Source organism: Pseudomonas sp. RL_5y_Pfl2_73 (genome assembly GCF_963970515.1).
GTDB lineage: Bacteria > Pseudomonadota > Gammaproteobacteria > Pseudomonadales > Pseudomonadaceae > Aquipseudomonas.
The window spans coordinates 136,181-150,261 of record NZ_CAXAPD010000010.1; the positions used below are offsets into that span (position 1 = coordinate 136,181).

A 14,081-nucleotide genomic window follows, 5' to 3' on the forward strand; every position below is an offset into this window, starting at 1 on the left:
AAAACCGGTGCTGGCTGACAGCATGAACCACCAACAGCACCGGGAGAGGGATCGTTTGGGCCGATATTTAAGGCAGCGCGGCCACGACGGACAGCTCCACCAGGATCTCCGGCTCGCACAGCTTGGCTTGCACTGTGGCACGGGCCGGGGCGACGCCCATGGGCAACCAGTTGTCCCAGACAGCGTTCATGCCTTCGAAGTGGGCCTCGATGTCCTTCAGGTAGATCGTCACCGACAGCAAACGATTCTTGTCGGTTCCGGCCATGTCCAGCAATCGCTCGATATTGACCAGGCTTTCGCGGGTCTGCTGCTCAATGCCGGCGGTCATGTCGTCGCCGACCTGCCCGGCCAAGTAAACGGTGCCGTTGTGCACGACAACCTGGCTCATGCGGTCATTGGTGAGCTGGCGCTGGATTGACATGTTTTGCGGACTCCTGGTGTTTGCTGCCATAACGGGAAATATCGAGGCCTTCGGCGCTGATCTGGGGTTTTTTCTTCGCCATCAGATCGGCCAACAGGCGACCGGAACCACAAGCCATGGTCCATCCGAGGGTGCCGTGGCCGGTGTTCAGGAACAGATTCTTGAAGGGCGTGGCCCCCACGATTGGCGTGCCGTCCGGGGTGGTCGGGCGCAAGCCGGTCCAGAAGCTGGCCTGGGCCAGGTCGCCGCCCTGAGGATAAAGGTCGTTGACGATCATCTCCAGGGTTTCGCGCCGACGCGGATTGAGGGACAGGTCAAAACCGGCGATTTCCGCCATGCCGCCCACCCGAATGCGGTTGTCGAACCGGGTGATCGCGACCTTGTAGGTTTCGTCGAGAATGGTCGAAGTCGGCGCCATCGCCGGGTTGGTGATCGGCACGGTCAGGGAGTAGCCCTTGAGCGGATACACCGGTGCACGAATCCCGAGGGGCTTGAGCAGTTGCGGCGAATAGCTGCCCAGGGCGAGGACGTAGCGGTCGGCGGTTTCCAGCTTACCGTCGATCCAGACACCGTTGATGCGGTCACCGGCGAAGTCCAGGCGCTGGATATCCTGGCCGAAGCGGAATTGCACACCGAGCTTCTCGGCCATTTCCGCCAGGCGCGTGGTAAACATCTGGCAGTCACCAGTCTGGTCGTTGGGCAGGCGCAAGGCGCCAGCCAGAATGTCGGTGACATTGGCCAAGGCTGGTTCAACCCGGGCAATGCCCTCGCGGTCGAGCACTTCGAACGGCACACCCGACTCTTTCAACACCGCGATGTCTTTTGCCGCGCCATCGAGCTGGGCCTGGGTGCGGAACAGTTGGGTGGTCCCCAGGCTACGGCCCTCGTAGGCAATGCCGGTTTCGGCGCGCAGCTCGTCGAGGCAGTCACGGCTGTACTCGGACAGGCGCACCATGCGCTCCTTGTTGATGGCATAGCGGCTGGCGGTGCAGTTGCGCAGCATCTGTGCCATCCACAGGTATTGGTCAATGTCGGCAGTGGCCTTGATCGCCAGCGGCGCATGCCGCTGCAGCAGCCACTTGATGGCCTTGAGCGGTACGCCCGGTGCCGCCCACGGCGAGGCATAACCCGGCGACACCTGGCCGGCGTTGGCGAAACTGGTTTCCATGGCAGGCGCCGGCTGACGGTCGACCACCACCACTTCAAACCCGGCACGGGCCAGATAATAAGCACTGACGGTACCGATGACGCCGCTACCCAAGACCAGAACGCGCATGTTGTTGCCCTCATCGCGGATAACCGCTGACGTTTGTTGTACATAGCTTTGATGGGGGCAGTGTAAAAAAGATTAGCCAGTGCTTTTCACTATATAAACACCTATATTTGGCGAGAATTCTCGGCAAAAACCCTTTTCACGGAGGCGCATCACCTGTGCGTACCAACACTCAGACCAAACGTGAGCTGGACAAGATCGACCGCAACATCCTGCGCATTCTCCAAGCGGATGGGCGGATTTCCTTCACGGAACTGGGGGAAAAGGTTGGACTCTCCACGACGCCCTGCACCGAGCGGGTGCGGCGCCTGGAGCGCGAGGGCATCATCATGGGCTACAACGCCCGGCTCAATCCGCAGCACCTGAAGGGGAGCCTGCTGGTGTTTGTCGAGATCAGCCTCGACTACAAATCCGGCGACACATTCGAAGAGTTCCGACGCGCCGTGCTGAAACTGCCTCACGTGTTGGAATGTCACCTGGTGTCAGGGGACTTCGACTACCTGGTGAAAGCACGGATTTCCGAGATGGCGTCATACCGCAAGCTGCTGGGGGACATCCTGCTCAAACTGCCCCATGTGCGCGAATCCAAGAGCTATATCGTGATGGAAGAGGTGAAGGAGAGCTTGAACCTGCCGATTCCAGACTGAGCCTGGATCCACCTTCCTTGAACAAGCAGAGATCCATTGTGCGCGAGCTTGCTCGCGAAGGCCGCGACTCGGTATCCCTATCTGCTAGACCAACACCTGCCGAGTGCTGGCCATGTACTCATGAATCTGCTTCTCGACCCGCGGATGAATCAGTTCCACCGGCCGCCGTCCATTGGGACACGGTAACGTCGCGGTGGTGCCGAACAGCCGGCAGATCAGCGGGCGCTCGTCGTAGACGGTGCAACCGTTGGGCCCCAGGTGCACGCAGTCGAGCGCGTCCATGGCCGCGTCCTGTTCGGCGCGGGTCTTGCGGGGCAAGCGGGCCATTTCCTCGGGCGAGGTGGTCACCGGACCGCAGCAGTCATGGCAGCCCGGCACGCACTCGAACGAGGGAATCTGCTGGCGTAGCGTGCGGATTGTTTGACTGTTGCAACTCATTGGGGCGATTACCGAAGGAGACGGCCCAGGATTCTGCCTTAAAAGCCGCGCACCAGACAGCACTCGCCGACCGGTGTTGCCCAGCGGGGAATCCCCGGCTTATGCTCCGTAAGATTTCTCAAACACAAGAATCAGGATTACGCACATGAACGCCCGTGTTCAGCAACCTGTCCCGAGCCACGCGCACGCCGCCTCTTATTACGCCGCCAGCAGCCTGCCGCAACCGGACCATCCGCTGCTGCAGGGTGAATTGCTGGCGGATGTCTGCGTGGTCGGCGGCGGGTTCTCCGGGTTGAACACGGCGATCGAACTGGCCGAGCGCGGCATGAGTGTGGTGCTGCTGGAAGCGCACCGGATCGGCTGGGGCGCAAGCGGCCGCAACGGCGGCCAATTGATTCGTGGCGTCGGTCATGGCCTCGACCAGTTTGCACCGATCATCGGCGCCGACGGCGTGCGCCAGATGAAGCTCATGGGCCTCGAGGCCGTGGAAATCGTCCGACAGCGCGTCGAACGCTTTCAGATCCCGTGCGACCTCACCTGGGGTTACTGCGACCTCGCCAACAAGCCCAGCGACCTGGAAGGCTTCGCCGAAGACGCCGAAGAACTGCGCAGCCTGGGTTATCGCCACCCGACCCGACTGCTGCAAGCCAACGAAATGCACAGCGTCGTGGGTTCGGACCGTTACGTCGGTGGGTTGATCGACATGGGCTCGGGCCATCTGCATCCACTGAACCTGGCCGTGGGCGAAGCTGCCGCCGCGCAGCAACTGGGGGTCAGGCTATTCGAGCAATCGGCGGTCACACGTATCGACTACGGTCCTGAAGTGAAGGTGCACACCCAACAGGGCTCGGTCCGTGCCAAGACGCTGGTGCTGGGCTGCAACGCCTACCTCAATGGACTCAATCCGCAACTGGGCGGCAAAGTGTTGCCCGCCGGCAGCTACATCATCGCCACCGAACCTTTGAGCCAGGCCCAGGCACAGGCGCTGTTGCCGCAGAACATGGCGGTCTGCGATCAACGCGTGGCCCTGGATTACTACCGGCTTTCGGCGGATCGACGCTTGCTGTTTGGCGGGGCCTGTCACTATTCCGGCCGTGACCCACAGGACATCGGCGCCTACATGCGTCCAAAGATGCTCAAGGTCTTCCCGCAGTTGGCGGATGTGAAAATCGATTATCAGTGGGGCGGGATGATTGGCATTGGCGCCAACCGTTTGCCGCAGATCGGCCGGCTCAAGGATCAGCCCAACGTCTATTACGCCCAAGCCTATTCCGGCCATGGGGTGAACGCCACGCACCTGGCCGGCAAATTGTTGGCCGAAGCGATCAGCGGGCAGCACAGCAGCGGTTTCGATCTGTTCGCCCAGGTTCCGCACATGACGTTCCCTGGCGGCAAGCACCTGCGCTCGCCGCTATTGGCGCTGGGAATGTTGTGGCATCGCTTGAAAGAGTTGGTCTAAAGAGCTTCAACACCACTGACAACACGATCGCGGGCAAGCCTTGCTCCCACAGGTCACCTTCAATCTGTGGGAGCAAGGCTTGCCCGCAACCGCAGCCTCAGGAACCACACCGTTTCAAAGCCGCCAGAACGGCTTGAGCCCCTCCTCCCGCGCCTGCTCCCGACTCAGCCCAATATCACGCAACTGTTCGGGTGTAAGGTCCAACAAGGCTTGGCGTGTATGCAGACGAAGCCAGAACAGGGCCCAACGGCTCAGGCCGGATGGCGGATTGCGCAACATCGCGCTGCGCAGCCCCTTCTCCTGCCCTGCCGCCAGTTCCTGACTGTGTAACGTCAGCCGCACATCGCTCAAGCCGTTCATTTTGATCGCTCCTGTTTACTTGGGTAGCCAGAGGTTTCATGATGCGCGGACGGCCAAAAGCAATACAGATTCAACTAATTCATTTTATAAGCATACAGATTCGGTATTTCCGCGACTGAATCGTCATTTTCCACCCCAACTGTATCGGTTGCAGTGGTCCATCTCATCGGGAGCGCACCATGACCCTCTACGTGAACCTCGCCGAATTGCTCGGCACCCGCATCGAACAGGGCTTCTACCGCCCCGGCGACCGGCTGCCATCAGTGCGGGCATTGAGCACGGAACATGGGGTCAGCCTGAGTACGGTGCAGCAGGCCTATCGCGTGCTGGAAGACAGCGGGCTGGCGATGCCGAGACCCAAGTCCGGCTATTTCGTACCCGTGAGCCGAGCATTGCCCGACCTGCCGGTGGTAGGCCGTCCGGCCCAGCGCCCAGTGGATATTTCCCAGTGGGACCAGGTGCTGGAGCTGATCCGCGCGGTACCGCGCCCGGACGTGGTGCAACTGGGACGCGGCATGCCCGATATCCATTCGCCGACCATGAAACCGCTACTGCGCAGCCTGGCGCAGATCAGCCGCCGACAAGACATGCCCGGTCTGTATTACGACAACATCTACGGCAACCTCGCGCTGCGTGAGCAGATCGCCCGGCTGTCGCTGGACTCCGGCTGTCAACTGGGCTCCAACGATTTGATCGTCACCACCGGCTGTCACGAGGCCCTCTCGGTCAGCATCCGCGCCACCTGCGAACAAGGCGATATCGTCGCGGTGGACTCACCCAGTTTTCACGGGGCCATGCAAACCCTCAAGGGCCTGGGCATGAAGGCGTTGGAAATCCCCACCGACCCGCTCACCGGCATCAGTCTGGATGCACTGGAACTGGCGCTGGAGCAATGGCCCATCAAGGCCATACAGTTGACCCCCAGCTGCAATAACCCGCTGGGCTACATCATGCCCGACGCCAATAAACGCGCCCTGCTGAACCTGGCACAACGCTTCGACGTGGCGATCATCGAAGATGATGTGTATGGCGAGTTGGCCTACACGTACCCTCGCCCGCGCACCATCAAGTCCTTCGATGAAGACGGCCGTGTCCTGCTCTGTAGTTCATTTTCCAAGACCCTGGCTCCCGGCCTGCGCATTGGCTGGGTCGCGCCAGGCCGGTATCTGGAGCGGGTGCTGCACATGAAATACATCAGCACCGGCTCCACCGCGCCACAACCACAGATCGCCATTGCCGAATTTCTCAAGGGCGGGCATTTCGAACCCCATTTGCGCCGGATGCGTACGCAATACCAGCGCAATCGCGACGTAATGATTGATTGGGTCAGCCGCTATTTTCCGCCGGGCACCCGAGCCAGTCGCCCGCGGGGCAGCTTCATGTTGTGGGTCGAGTTGCCAGAAGGCTTCGACACGCTGAAGCTCAATCGGGCCCTGCTCGACCAAGGCGTGCAGGTCGCCGTTGGCAGCATCTTTTCGGCATCGGGCAAGTACCGCAACTGCCTGCGAATGAACTACGCTGCCAAGCCAACGCCCCAGATCGAAGAGGCCGTACGCAAGGTCGGAACCGCCGCTATGGCATTGTTGAACGAAACCCAGCGCGACGTCGTCTGAACTTTACCCAGGGAAGCAGCACCCAACAGCCGATCAACGTGAACAAGCGGAACGATTCTACGTGAGATCCAGACCGATCCTGCCTGCGCTGCTGTTAGTCATCTCACTGCTGAGCGGCTGCGCCAGTCTTGATGTCACTCGCGAGCCCTCCCAAGCCTTACCGGCCGCCGAATCTTCGTTCGGCCGCTCGGTCCAGGCTCAAGCTGCCGCCCATGAAGGGCGCTCGGGCTTTCGGCTGCTGTCGGACAGCACCGACGCGTTCATTGCCCGGGCCGAGTTGATCCGCCACGCCCAAGGCAGCCTGGACTTGCAGTACTACATCGTCCACGACGGCATCAGCACGCGGATGCTGGTGGATGAATTGCTCAAGGCCGCCGACCGGGGCGTGCGCGTGCGCATCCTGCTGGACGACACCACCAGCGATGGCCAGGATCAGATCATCGCGACCCTCGCCGCTCATCCGCAGATCCAGATTCGCCTGTTCAACCCGCTGCACCTGGGACGCGCCACTGGCGTGACCCGCAGCCTCGGGCGCCTGCTCAACCTGTCACAGCAACACCGCCGGATGCACAACAAGTTGTGGCTGGCGGACAACAGCATGGCCATCGTCGGCGGCCGTAACCTGGGCGACGAGTATTTCGACGCCGAACCCAACCTGAACTTCACCGACATCGACCTGCTCGGTGTCGGCCCGGTGGCCGAACAATTGGGGCACAGCTTCGACCAATATTGGAACAGCGCTCTGAGCAAACCCATCGAACAGTTCCTGTCCCATCGCCCCACACCCAAGGACCTGGCCAACAACCGCCAGCGCCTGCAAGAGTCCCTGGAGCAGACCCAAAAGGAGAATCACGCGCTCTACCAGCAGTTGACCGCCTACAAGACCCAACCGCGCCTGGACACTTGGCGCGATCAGTTGATCTGGGCCTGGAACAAGGCGCTGTGGGACGCGCCCAGCAAAGTCCTGGCCAAGGATGAGCCGGACCCGCAGCTGTTGCTGACTACACAACTGGCCCCCGAGCTGACGGGCGTCAGCAAAGAGCTGATCATGATTTCCGCCTACTTCGTCCCCGGCCAACCAGGTTTGGTGTACCTGACCAGTCGCGCCGATGCCGGTGTGTCGGTGAGCCTGCTGACCAACTCCCTGGAAGCCACCGACGTGCCCGCCGTGCATGGCGGCTATGCGCCGTACCGCAAGGCCCTGCTGCAACATGGTGTACGGCTGTTCGAACTTCGCCGACAACCGGGCGACACCGGCAGCAGCCCTCACCTGTTCTACAGTAAGTCCTACGGCGAATCGGACTCCAGCCTGCACAGCAAGGCGATCATCTTCGACCAGCAGAAATCGTTCATCGGCTCGTTCAATTTCGACCCGCGCTCGGTGCTGTGGAACACCGAAGTCGGCGTGCTGGTGGACAGCCCCGAACTCGCCAGCCAAGTGCGCGAACTGGCCTTACAGGGCATGGCGCCGGCCCTGAGCTATCAGGCCAGACTGGAGGATGGAACGCTTGTATGGACCACCGAAGACAACGGGCAGACGCACGATCTAGACCGCGAGCCGGGCAGTTGGTGGCGCCGGTTCAATGCCTGGTTCAGCACGATGATCGGGCTGGAGCAAATGTTGTAAGCCTGCACAAACCGTCGCGGGCTCAGGCTGTTTGTGTCGCTCCGAACGCCCCTTGGCGCAACAGCAGGATCACTAGACCAAACGCCCCTGCGGCCATGAACAAAGGCAACGCATGCCCGCTGATCCACTGGCTGCCCGCTCCCGCCGCCAGTGGGCCGATCAGGCAACCAAGGCCCCACAGTTGCGCGACATGGGCGTTGGCCCGCACCAGCGCATCGTCGCGGTAACGCTCGCCGATCAGGATCAACGACAACGTGAACAAACCGCCGGCACTGGCACCGAACAGCACCCACAGCGGCCAGATCAACAGGGTATCGATCAACAGCGCAACCGCCAGGCTCGATAACATCAGCGCCACCGCACAGCCCGTCAACAGCGCCCGGCGAGACACGCGATCAGCCAGAGCGCCGATGGGCAACTGCAACAAGGCATCACCGACCACCACGGTGCTGACCATCGCCAGCGCTATGTCGGCAGTGAAACCCTGACGCAGGCAATACACCGGCAGCAGCGTGAGAATCATGGCCTCGAACGCGGCGAACAACGAAACCGCCCAGGCAATCGCCGGCAAACCTCGGCAAAACGTCCACAAATCGCCGAACGTGACGCTGCCGGCCTCGCTGCTCGGCGCACCGCTACGGCCCAGCAACAGCAGGGGTGCGATCAGCAGCAGGCCGACGCCGACCCAGAATCCATAGTCATGATCAGTCCCCAGCGCGCCCAGCAGCAGCGGGCCGGACAACTGGCTCAGGGCGTAACTGCTGCCGTACAGCGCCACCAGTCGGCCACGCCATTTCTCAATGACCAACTGATTGATCCAGCTTTCACCGAGAATGAACACCAAGGTCAGGACCACACCAATGACCAGGCGCAGCAGCAACCAGACAGGATAGCTGGGCAACAGCGCCAGCAACCCGATGGACACTGCGCCACCCCACAGGCACAGGCGCATCAACGCCGCCGTGCCGAACCGCGCCGCCAACCGGCTCGACACCTTGGCTCCGAGCAACACCCCCACGGCCGGCATGGCGGCCATCACGCCAATGGCGAACGAGCCATAGCCCCAACCCTCCAGGCGCAGCGACACCAGCGGCATACTCACGCCCAAGGCCAGGCCGACACTCAGGACAGACGCCAACACGGCGAAATAGGTCGCCCAACGCATTTCCACGCTCCTGTGGAGGGCTATCAATCTCAGCCATCCCACAAAAGGGATCAGAGCTTGATCCAGGTCGACTTCAGCTCGGTGTATTTGTCGAACGCATGCAACGACTTGTCGCGACCATTGCCCGATTGCTTGAAGCCACCGAACGGCGCGGTCATGTCGCCGCCGTCGTACTGGTTGACCCATACGCTGCCGGCACGTAGCGCCTTGGCGGTCAGGTGGGCCTTGGAGATGTCCTTGGTCCATACCGCTGCAGCCAGGCCGTACGGTGTGTCATTGGCGATCTCGATAGCCTGCTCGGCAGTGTCGAAAGCGATGACTGATAACACCGGGCCGAAAATCTCTTCCTGGGCAATTTTCATCGCGTTGCTCACGCCATCGAAAATCGTCGGCTCGACGTACGTACCGCCTGTTTCCTCAAGGATGCGCTTGCCGCCGGCCACCAGTTTGGCGCCGTCGCTGTGCCCGGCCTCGATGTAGGACAGCACGGTGTTCATCTGCTGGGTATCGACCAGAGCGCCGACATTGCTGGCCGGGTCCAGGGGGTTGCCAGGTTTCCAACCCTTTAGGGCTTCGATCACCAGTGGCAGGAACGTGTCCTTGATAGAGCGCTCCACCAACAACCGCGAGCCGGCGGTGCAGACTTCGCCTTGGTTGAAGGCAATGGCGCTGGCGGCGGATTCGGCGGCGGCTTGCAGGTCCGGGGCATCGGCGAACACGATGTTCGGGCTCTTGCCGCCAGCTTCCAGCCAGATACGCTTCATGTTGGATTCGCCGGAGTAAATCATCAGTTGCTTGGCGATTTTGGTAGAACCGGTGAACACCAGCGTATCGACGTCCATATGCAGGGCCAGGGCCTTGCCGACAGTGTGGCCGTAGCCTGGCAGCACGTTCAGCACGCCTTTGGGAATGCCAGCCTCGATCGCCAGTGCGGCGATACGGATGGCCGTCAGCGGAGATTTTTCCGACGGCTTGAGCACCACCGAGTTACCGGTGGACAGCGCCGGGCCGAGCTTCCAGCAGGCCATCATCAACGGGAAGTTCCAGGGCACGATAGCGCCCACGACACCCACCGGCTCGCGGGTCACCAGGCCCAACTGGTCGTGGGGGGTGGCCGCCACTTCGTCGTAGAGTTTGTCGATGGCTTCGCCGCTCCAGCTCAAGGCTTGGGCCGCGCCGGGAACGTCAATGTTCAGGGAATCACTGATCGGCTTGCCCATGTCCAGGGTTTCAAGCAGGGCCAGTTCTTCGGCGTGCTCCTTGAGCAGGCCGGCAAAACGAATCATGGTGGCTTTGCGCTTGCTGGGTGCCAGGCGTGACCAAACGCCAGAATTGAAGATGGCGCGAGCGTTTTCGACCGCACGCTGGGCGTCGGCGACGTCACAGCTGGCGACCTTGCCCAGCAGGCGGCCATCGACCGGACTGAGGCAATCGAAGGTTTCGCCGGACACCGCATCGGTGTACTCGCCGTTGATGAAGGCGCGGCCTTCGATCTTCAGGTCGCGGGCGCGTTGTTCCCAGTCAGCACGAGTCAGGGTGGTCATGCGTGTGTCCTCCTCTTATTGAGTACGAGCGCCGCGCAATGCGCAGCGCTCAAAAGAATTCTGCCCGGCCAGTCTGTTTGCGACGCTATTTTCGACACGGGCACCCGCCACCCTAAACCAGCGGCCGGGCAAGTTTCAATATATTTGACACAACGCCGGCAAACGGCCTTGCGATGTTCGTTTTAATAAACATAGACTCGAAACCTTCCAAGCGATTACTGGGGATCACCCGCATGAGCATTCAGGACATTGTCGATTTCAGCCAGACCAACACCACCGCCGAACGCTATCGCCCGGACCCGGCCAAGGTGTTCAAGGGCGACCCCGAACAAACTGTGTTCAACCACTACAGCAGCCCCTGCGGGCAAATGAATGCTGGCGTATGGGAAGGCGCCGTCGGCCAGTGGACGGTCAACTACACCGAGCATGAATACTGCGAGATCGTTCAGGGCGTTTCCGTGCTGCGGGACAACGATGGCAATGCCAAGACCCTGCGGACCGGCGACCGCTTTGTGATCCCGGCCGGGTTCCAGGGCACCTGGGAAGTGCTGGAGCCGTGCCGCAAGATTTACGTGGTGTTTGAAGCGCGAGCCTGAGCTGCACCGTAAAAGACAGTGACACTTAATCGTTGGTCAACGGCTGCGGCAACGATTAAAACGCTTCACAGGCACCACGCAATTTATCGTCGCCGCGGCACGCGCAGGATGCGCGACCAACCCGACCGGTGAGTGCCTGAACTTCAATAGATATCAGCAAGGAGGCTAAAAATGCCGAACCAAAACAACACCGTTGTCGTGCCCACGCCACACGATCAATGCGACATCGCTGTCGCCCAGTACACCATTGGCCAAAAATACACCCCCGAGCTGCGTGAAGAAGTTCGCGCCCTGGCCAACGGGGCCCAGGTTCGCGCCGCAGGCCCAAAACACCCTACAACCTACGACCTGCGCCCGCGACGCATCAACCTTCTAACCGATGACAATGGAATTATCGTCGGCGTTAAATGCGGTTGATCCACAAGACAAACGCAAACAAAAAAGGGCCCGTATCTCACGATACGGGCCCTTTTTTGTAAGAGGGAAAATCAATTACTTGATTTTGCCTTCCTTGTAGATCACGTGCTTGCGAACAACCGGATCATATTTCTTGATCTCGATTTTGTCCGGGGTAGTACGCTTGTTCTTGTCGGTAGTGTAGAAGTGACCAGTACCGGCGCTCGAGATCAAACGAATCAATTCACGCATGATTAGCTCCCTTAAACCTTGCCATCGCGACGAAGTTCGGCCAGCACGACACTGATGCCACGCTTGTCGATGATACGCATGCCCTTGGCAGATACGCGCAGACGCACAAAACGTTTCTCTTCTTCAACCCAGAAGCGGTGATGCTGCAGGTTCGGCAGGAAACGACGACGGGTTTTGTTGTTTGCGTGGGAAATGTTATTCCCAGTCACCGGACCCTTACCGGTAACTTGACAGACTCTCGACATGCCTCAGCCCTCTAAAACCACATGCCCAACCCGGCATGGGTTGGCCGCTTAATCTCTCAGTCATTTGGCGCTAGGCGCCGCGTTTCTTTAAGGGTCTTACCGGCTACACCTACAGTGAAGGAACCGGGCCCCTAGAAAAGAGCGCTGCTTTATACCAGAAAGACCACAGTGCAACAACAGCAGATGTGATTTGCCTTCAGGGCGAATCACCGACCAGCCGCCCCGGACGGCGGGCGCAAAGGCTGGCACAGCCCCTTACCGCTCGTCGCTGCACGCAGTTTTTTTTTGCCCGCGGCGACTTTTAGCCCATCCACGCGCCGTCGCAGAGTGCCGGAAAATGCAAAAAGGGGATAGTCATTTAGCGGCGAGCCCACTAGGGTAGGCCTTTTCCAGACTGCACTCGCAGATGGGCCTTCGACTTGCACAGGAAACCGACCATGCGCCTCGCTGCCCTACCATTGTTGCTCGCCCCTCTGCTGATCACCCCACAGGCCTTGGCCGCCGCTCTGAGCGTCTGTACCGAAGCCAGCCCGGAAGGGTTCGATGTCGTCCAATACAACTCCCTGACGACCACCAACGCCTCCGCCGACGTGCTGATGAACCGCCTGGTGGACTTCAACACCACCAGCGGCAAAGTGGTGCCCAGCCTGGCCGAGCACTGGGAAGTCTCCACCGATGGCCTGGCCTACGTGTTCAAACTGCGGCCACAGGTCAAGTTTCACCACACCGACTACTTCACGCCGCGCCGCGACCTGACTGCCGAGGACGTGAAGTTCAGCTTCGAACGCATGCTCGACCCCGCGAACCCATGGCACAAGGTTGCACAAAGCGGCTTTCCCCACGCCCAATCCATGCAATTGCCAGCGCTGATCAAAAAAATCGACGCGCTGGACCCGCTGACCGTGCGTTTCACCCTCGATCACGCCGACTCGACCTTCCTGGCGACGTTGAGCATGGGCTTTGCCTCCATTTATTCGGCCGAATACGCCGATCAGTTGCTCAAGGCCGGCACGCCGGGAAAACTCAACAGCCTGCCAATCGGCACCGGTCCGTTCATTTTCAACAGATTCCAGAAAGATGCTTCGATTCGCTACAAGGCCAACGCTGATTATTTTGACGGCAAGCCCCAAGTGGATCCCTTGATCTTCGCCATCACGCCGGACGCCAACGTGCGCCTGCAGAAGCTGCGTCGCAACGAATGCCAGATCGCCCTGTCGCCCAAGCCGCAGGACGTACAAGCCGCCAAGCAAGAACCTAGGTTGAAGGTCGAGCAGACCGACGCCTTCATGACCGCGTTCGTGGCGATCAACAGCCAGCATCCGCCGCTGGACAAGCCTGAGGTGCGCCAAGCCATCAACCTGGCCTTCGACAAGGCCAGCTACCTGAAGGCTGTCTTCGAAGGCACCGCCGAAGCCGCCAATGGCCCCTACCCGCCCAACACCTGGAGCTACGCCAAAAGTCTGCCCGGCTACGCCCATGACTTGGCCAAAGCCCGCGACCTGCTGGCCAAGGCCGGCTTGAAGGAAGGCTTCCAGACCACCATCTGGACCCGCCCCTCCGGCAGCCTGCTGAACCCCAACCCCAGCCTCGGCGCACAACTGCTGCAGTCCGACCTGGCGCAACTCGGCATCCAGGCCGAGATCCGGGTGATCGAATGGGGCGAACTGATCCGTCGCGCCAAGGCCGGCGAACATGATTTGCTGTTCATGGGCTGGGCCGGCGACAACGGCGACCCGGACAACTTCCTCACGCCACAGTTTTCCTGCGCGGCGGTCAAGTCCGGCACCAACTTCGCCCGCTACTGCAGCCCCGACCTGGACAAACTGATCACCGCCGGCAAGACCACTGGCGAACAAGGTGTGCGTACCAAGCTCTATGAACAGGCCCAGGCCCAGATCCAGCAACAGGCCCTGTGGCTGCCCCTGGCCCACCCGACCGCGTTCGCCCTGACCCGCAAGGAGGTGCAGGGTTACTCGGTCAGCCCGTTTGGGCGCCAGGATTACTCCAAAGTCAGCCTCAAATAACCCCAGCCCCACAGAGCCTCC

Annotated in this window: 15 protein-coding genes; 7 read left to right on the forward strand and 8 right to left on the reverse strand. The window is 60.8% G+C overall.

Going from position 1 to position 14,081, the window contains the following annotated elements; all coding sequences use genetic code 11:
* Window positions 1-67: 67 nt before the first annotated feature.
* Together AACY42_RS12360 and dadA are read right to left on the reverse strand one after the other, a co-directional pair.
* Window positions 68-421: a RidA family protein gene (locus AACY42_RS12360; RefSeq protein WP_339479622.1), complete on the reverse strand. Its 354-nt coding sequence runs from the start codon at window positions 419-421 to the stop codon at window positions 68-70.
* A complete protein-coding gene (dadA, locus tag AACY42_RS12365) occupies window positions 393-1,697 on the reverse strand; it encodes a D-amino acid dehydrogenase (protein ID WP_024618128.1) in 1,305 nt (434 codons plus the stop codon). The genes AACY42_RS12360 and dadA overlap by 29 nt, the downstream gene beginning before the upstream one ends.
* A 155-nt stretch (window positions 1,698-1,852) precedes the next feature.
* Here dadA and AACY42_RS12370 point away from each other — a divergent pair, with 155 nt between their 5' ends.
* Window positions 1,853-2,341: an Lrp/AsnC ligand binding domain-containing protein gene (locus AACY42_RS12370; RefSeq protein WP_003206849.1), complete on the forward strand. Its 489-nt coding sequence runs from the start codon at window positions 1,853-1,855 to the stop codon at window positions 2,339-2,341.
* An 84-nt stretch (window positions 2,342-2,425) separates the two neighbouring features.
* Here the strand turns inward: AACY42_RS12370 and AACY42_RS12375 are convergent, their stop codons facing one another.
* Complete coding sequence (locus tag AACY42_RS12375; RefSeq protein ID WP_339479627.1) at window positions 2,426-2,779, reverse strand: YkgJ family cysteine cluster protein; 354 nt, start codon at window positions 2,777-2,779, stop codon at window positions 2,426-2,428.
* Between the two features lie 145 nt (window positions 2,780-2,924).
* Between AACY42_RS12375 and AACY42_RS12380 the strand changes: the two genes are divergently transcribed.
* Window positions 2,925-4,238: an NAD(P)/FAD-dependent oxidoreductase gene (locus AACY42_RS12380; RefSeq protein WP_339479628.1), complete on the forward strand. Its 1,314-nt coding sequence runs from the start codon at window positions 2,925-2,927 to the stop codon at window positions 4,236-4,238.
* A 114-nt stretch (window positions 4,239-4,352) separates the two neighbouring features.
* Here the strand turns inward: AACY42_RS12380 and AACY42_RS12385 are convergent, their stop codons facing one another.
* Window positions 4,353-4,598 (reverse strand): DUF1127 domain-containing protein, encoded by a 246-nt coding sequence (locus tag AACY42_RS12385; RefSeq protein ID WP_339479630.1) that lies wholly within the window; start codon window positions 4,596-4,598, stop codon window positions 4,353-4,355.
* Window positions 4,599-4,777: 179 nt separating this feature from the next.
* On the opposite strand from AACY42_RS12385, the gene AACY42_RS12390 reads away from it, so the two are divergent.
* Complete coding sequence (locus AACY42_RS12390; RefSeq protein ID WP_339479631.1) at window positions 4,778-6,211, forward strand: aminotransferase-like domain-containing protein; 1,434 nt, start codon at window positions 4,778-4,780, stop codon at window positions 6,209-6,211.
* A gap of 61 nt (window positions 6,212-6,272) precedes the next feature.
* On the forward strand, window positions 6,273-7,838 hold the full coding sequence (locus tag AACY42_RS12395) for a phospholipase D family protein (protein ID WP_339479633.1): 1,566 nt from the start codon (window positions 6,273-6,275) through the stop codon (window positions 7,836-7,838).
* A 22-nt stretch (window positions 7,839-7,860) separates the two neighbouring features.
* Here the strand turns inward: AACY42_RS12395 and AACY42_RS12400 are convergent, their stop codons facing one another.
* Together AACY42_RS12400 and AACY42_RS12405 are read right to left on the reverse strand one after the other, a co-directional pair.
* The gene (locus AACY42_RS12400) at window positions 7,861-9,003 is read right to left on the reverse strand and encodes an MFS transporter (protein WP_339479634.1); all 1,143 of its coding nucleotides are present in this window, start codon (window positions 9,001-9,003) and stop codon (window positions 7,861-7,863) included.
* Window positions 9,004-9,053: 50 nt separating this feature from the next.
* Window positions 9,054-10,547, reverse strand: coding sequence for an aldehyde dehydrogenase (locus AACY42_RS12405; protein ID WP_339479636.1), 1,494 nt, complete (start codon window positions 10,545-10,547; stop codon window positions 9,054-9,056).
* Window positions 10,548-10,780: 233 nt separating this feature from the next.
* Here AACY42_RS12405 and AACY42_RS12410 point away from each other — a divergent pair, with 233 nt between their 5' ends.
* Both AACY42_RS12410 and AACY42_RS12415 read left to right on the forward strand, forming a co-directional pair.
* The gene (locus AACY42_RS12410) at window positions 10,781-11,143 is read left to right on the forward strand and encodes a cupin domain-containing protein (RefSeq protein ID WP_339479638.1); all 363 of its coding nucleotides are present in this window, start codon (window positions 10,781-10,783) and stop codon (window positions 11,141-11,143) included.
* Between the two features lie 171 nt (window positions 11,144-11,314).
* Complete coding sequence (locus tag AACY42_RS12415; protein ID WP_339479640.1) at window positions 11,315-11,560, forward strand: I78 family peptidase inhibitor; 246 nt, start codon at window positions 11,315-11,317, stop codon at window positions 11,558-11,560.
* Window positions 11,561-11,635: 75 nt separating this feature from the next.
* On the opposite strand, the gene rpmG is transcribed toward AACY42_RS12415, so the two are convergent.
* Window positions 11,636-11,791, reverse strand: coding sequence for a 50S ribosomal protein L33 (rpmG, locus tag AACY42_RS12420; protein WP_003177274.1), 156 nt, complete (start codon window positions 11,789-11,791; stop codon window positions 11,636-11,638).
* 11 nt (window positions 11,792-11,802) lie between these two features.
* The gene (gene rpmB, locus AACY42_RS12425; RefSeq protein WP_003177273.1) at window positions 11,803-12,036 is read right to left on the reverse strand and encodes a 50S ribosomal protein L28; all 234 of its coding nucleotides are present in this window, start codon (window positions 12,034-12,036) and stop codon (window positions 11,803-11,805) included.
* Between the two features lie 437 nt (window positions 12,037-12,473).
* Here rpmB and AACY42_RS12430 point away from each other — a divergent pair, with 437 nt between their 5' ends.
* Complete coding sequence (locus AACY42_RS12430) at window positions 12,474-14,060, forward strand: ABC transporter substrate-binding protein (protein ID WP_339479643.1); 1,587 nt, start codon at window positions 12,474-12,476, stop codon at window positions 14,058-14,060.
* Window positions 14,061-14,081: the final 21 nt, after the last annotated feature.

Coding starts and splice junctions, on each gene's coding strand:
- AACY42_RS12360 (WP_339479622.1), bottom strand. CDS start 421: ATGTCAATCCAGCGCCAGCTCACCAATGACCGCATGAGCCAGGTTGTC.
- dadA (WP_024618128.1), bottom strand. CDS start 1,697: ATGCGCGTTCTGGTCTTGGGTAGCGGCGTCATCGGTACCGTCAGTGCT.
- AACY42_RS12375 (WP_339479627.1), bottom strand. CDS start 2,779: ATGAGTTGCAACAGTCAAACAATCCGCACGCTACGCCAGCAGATTCCC.
- AACY42_RS12380 (WP_339479628.1), top strand. CDS start 2,925: ATGAACGCCCGTGTTCAGCAACCTGTCCCGAGCCACGCGCACGCCGCC.
- AACY42_RS12385 (WP_339479630.1), bottom strand. CDS start 4,598: ATGAACGGCTTGAGCGATGTGCGGCTGACGTTACACAGTCAGGAACTG.
- AACY42_RS12390 (WP_339479631.1), top strand. CDS start 4,778: ATGACCCTCTACGTGAACCTCGCCGAATTGCTCGGCACCCGCATCGAA.
- AACY42_RS12400 (WP_339479634.1), bottom strand. CDS start 9,003: ATGCGTTGGGCGACCTATTTCGCCGTGTTGGCGTCTGTCCTGAGTGTC.
- AACY42_RS12405 (WP_339479636.1), bottom strand. CDS start 10,547: ATGACCACCCTGACTCGTGCTGACTGGGAACAACGCGCCCGCGACCTG.
- AACY42_RS12410 (WP_339479638.1), top strand. CDS start 10,781: ATGAGCATTCAGGACATTGTCGATTTCAGCCAGACCAACACCACCGCC.
- AACY42_RS12415 (WP_339479640.1), top strand. CDS start 11,315: ATGCCGAACCAAAACAACACCGTTGTCGTGCCCACGCCACACGATCAA.
- rpmG (WP_003177274.1), bottom strand. CDS start 11,791: ATGCGTGAATTGATTCGTTTGATCTCGAGCGCCGGTACTGGTCACTTC.
- rpmB (WP_003177273.1), bottom strand. CDS start 12,036: ATGTCGAGAGTCTGTCAAGTTACCGGTAAGGGTCCGGTGACTGGGAAT.
- AACY42_RS12430 (WP_339479643.1), top strand. CDS start 12,474: ATGCGCCTCGCTGCCCTACCATTGTTGCTCGCCCCTCTGCTGATCACC.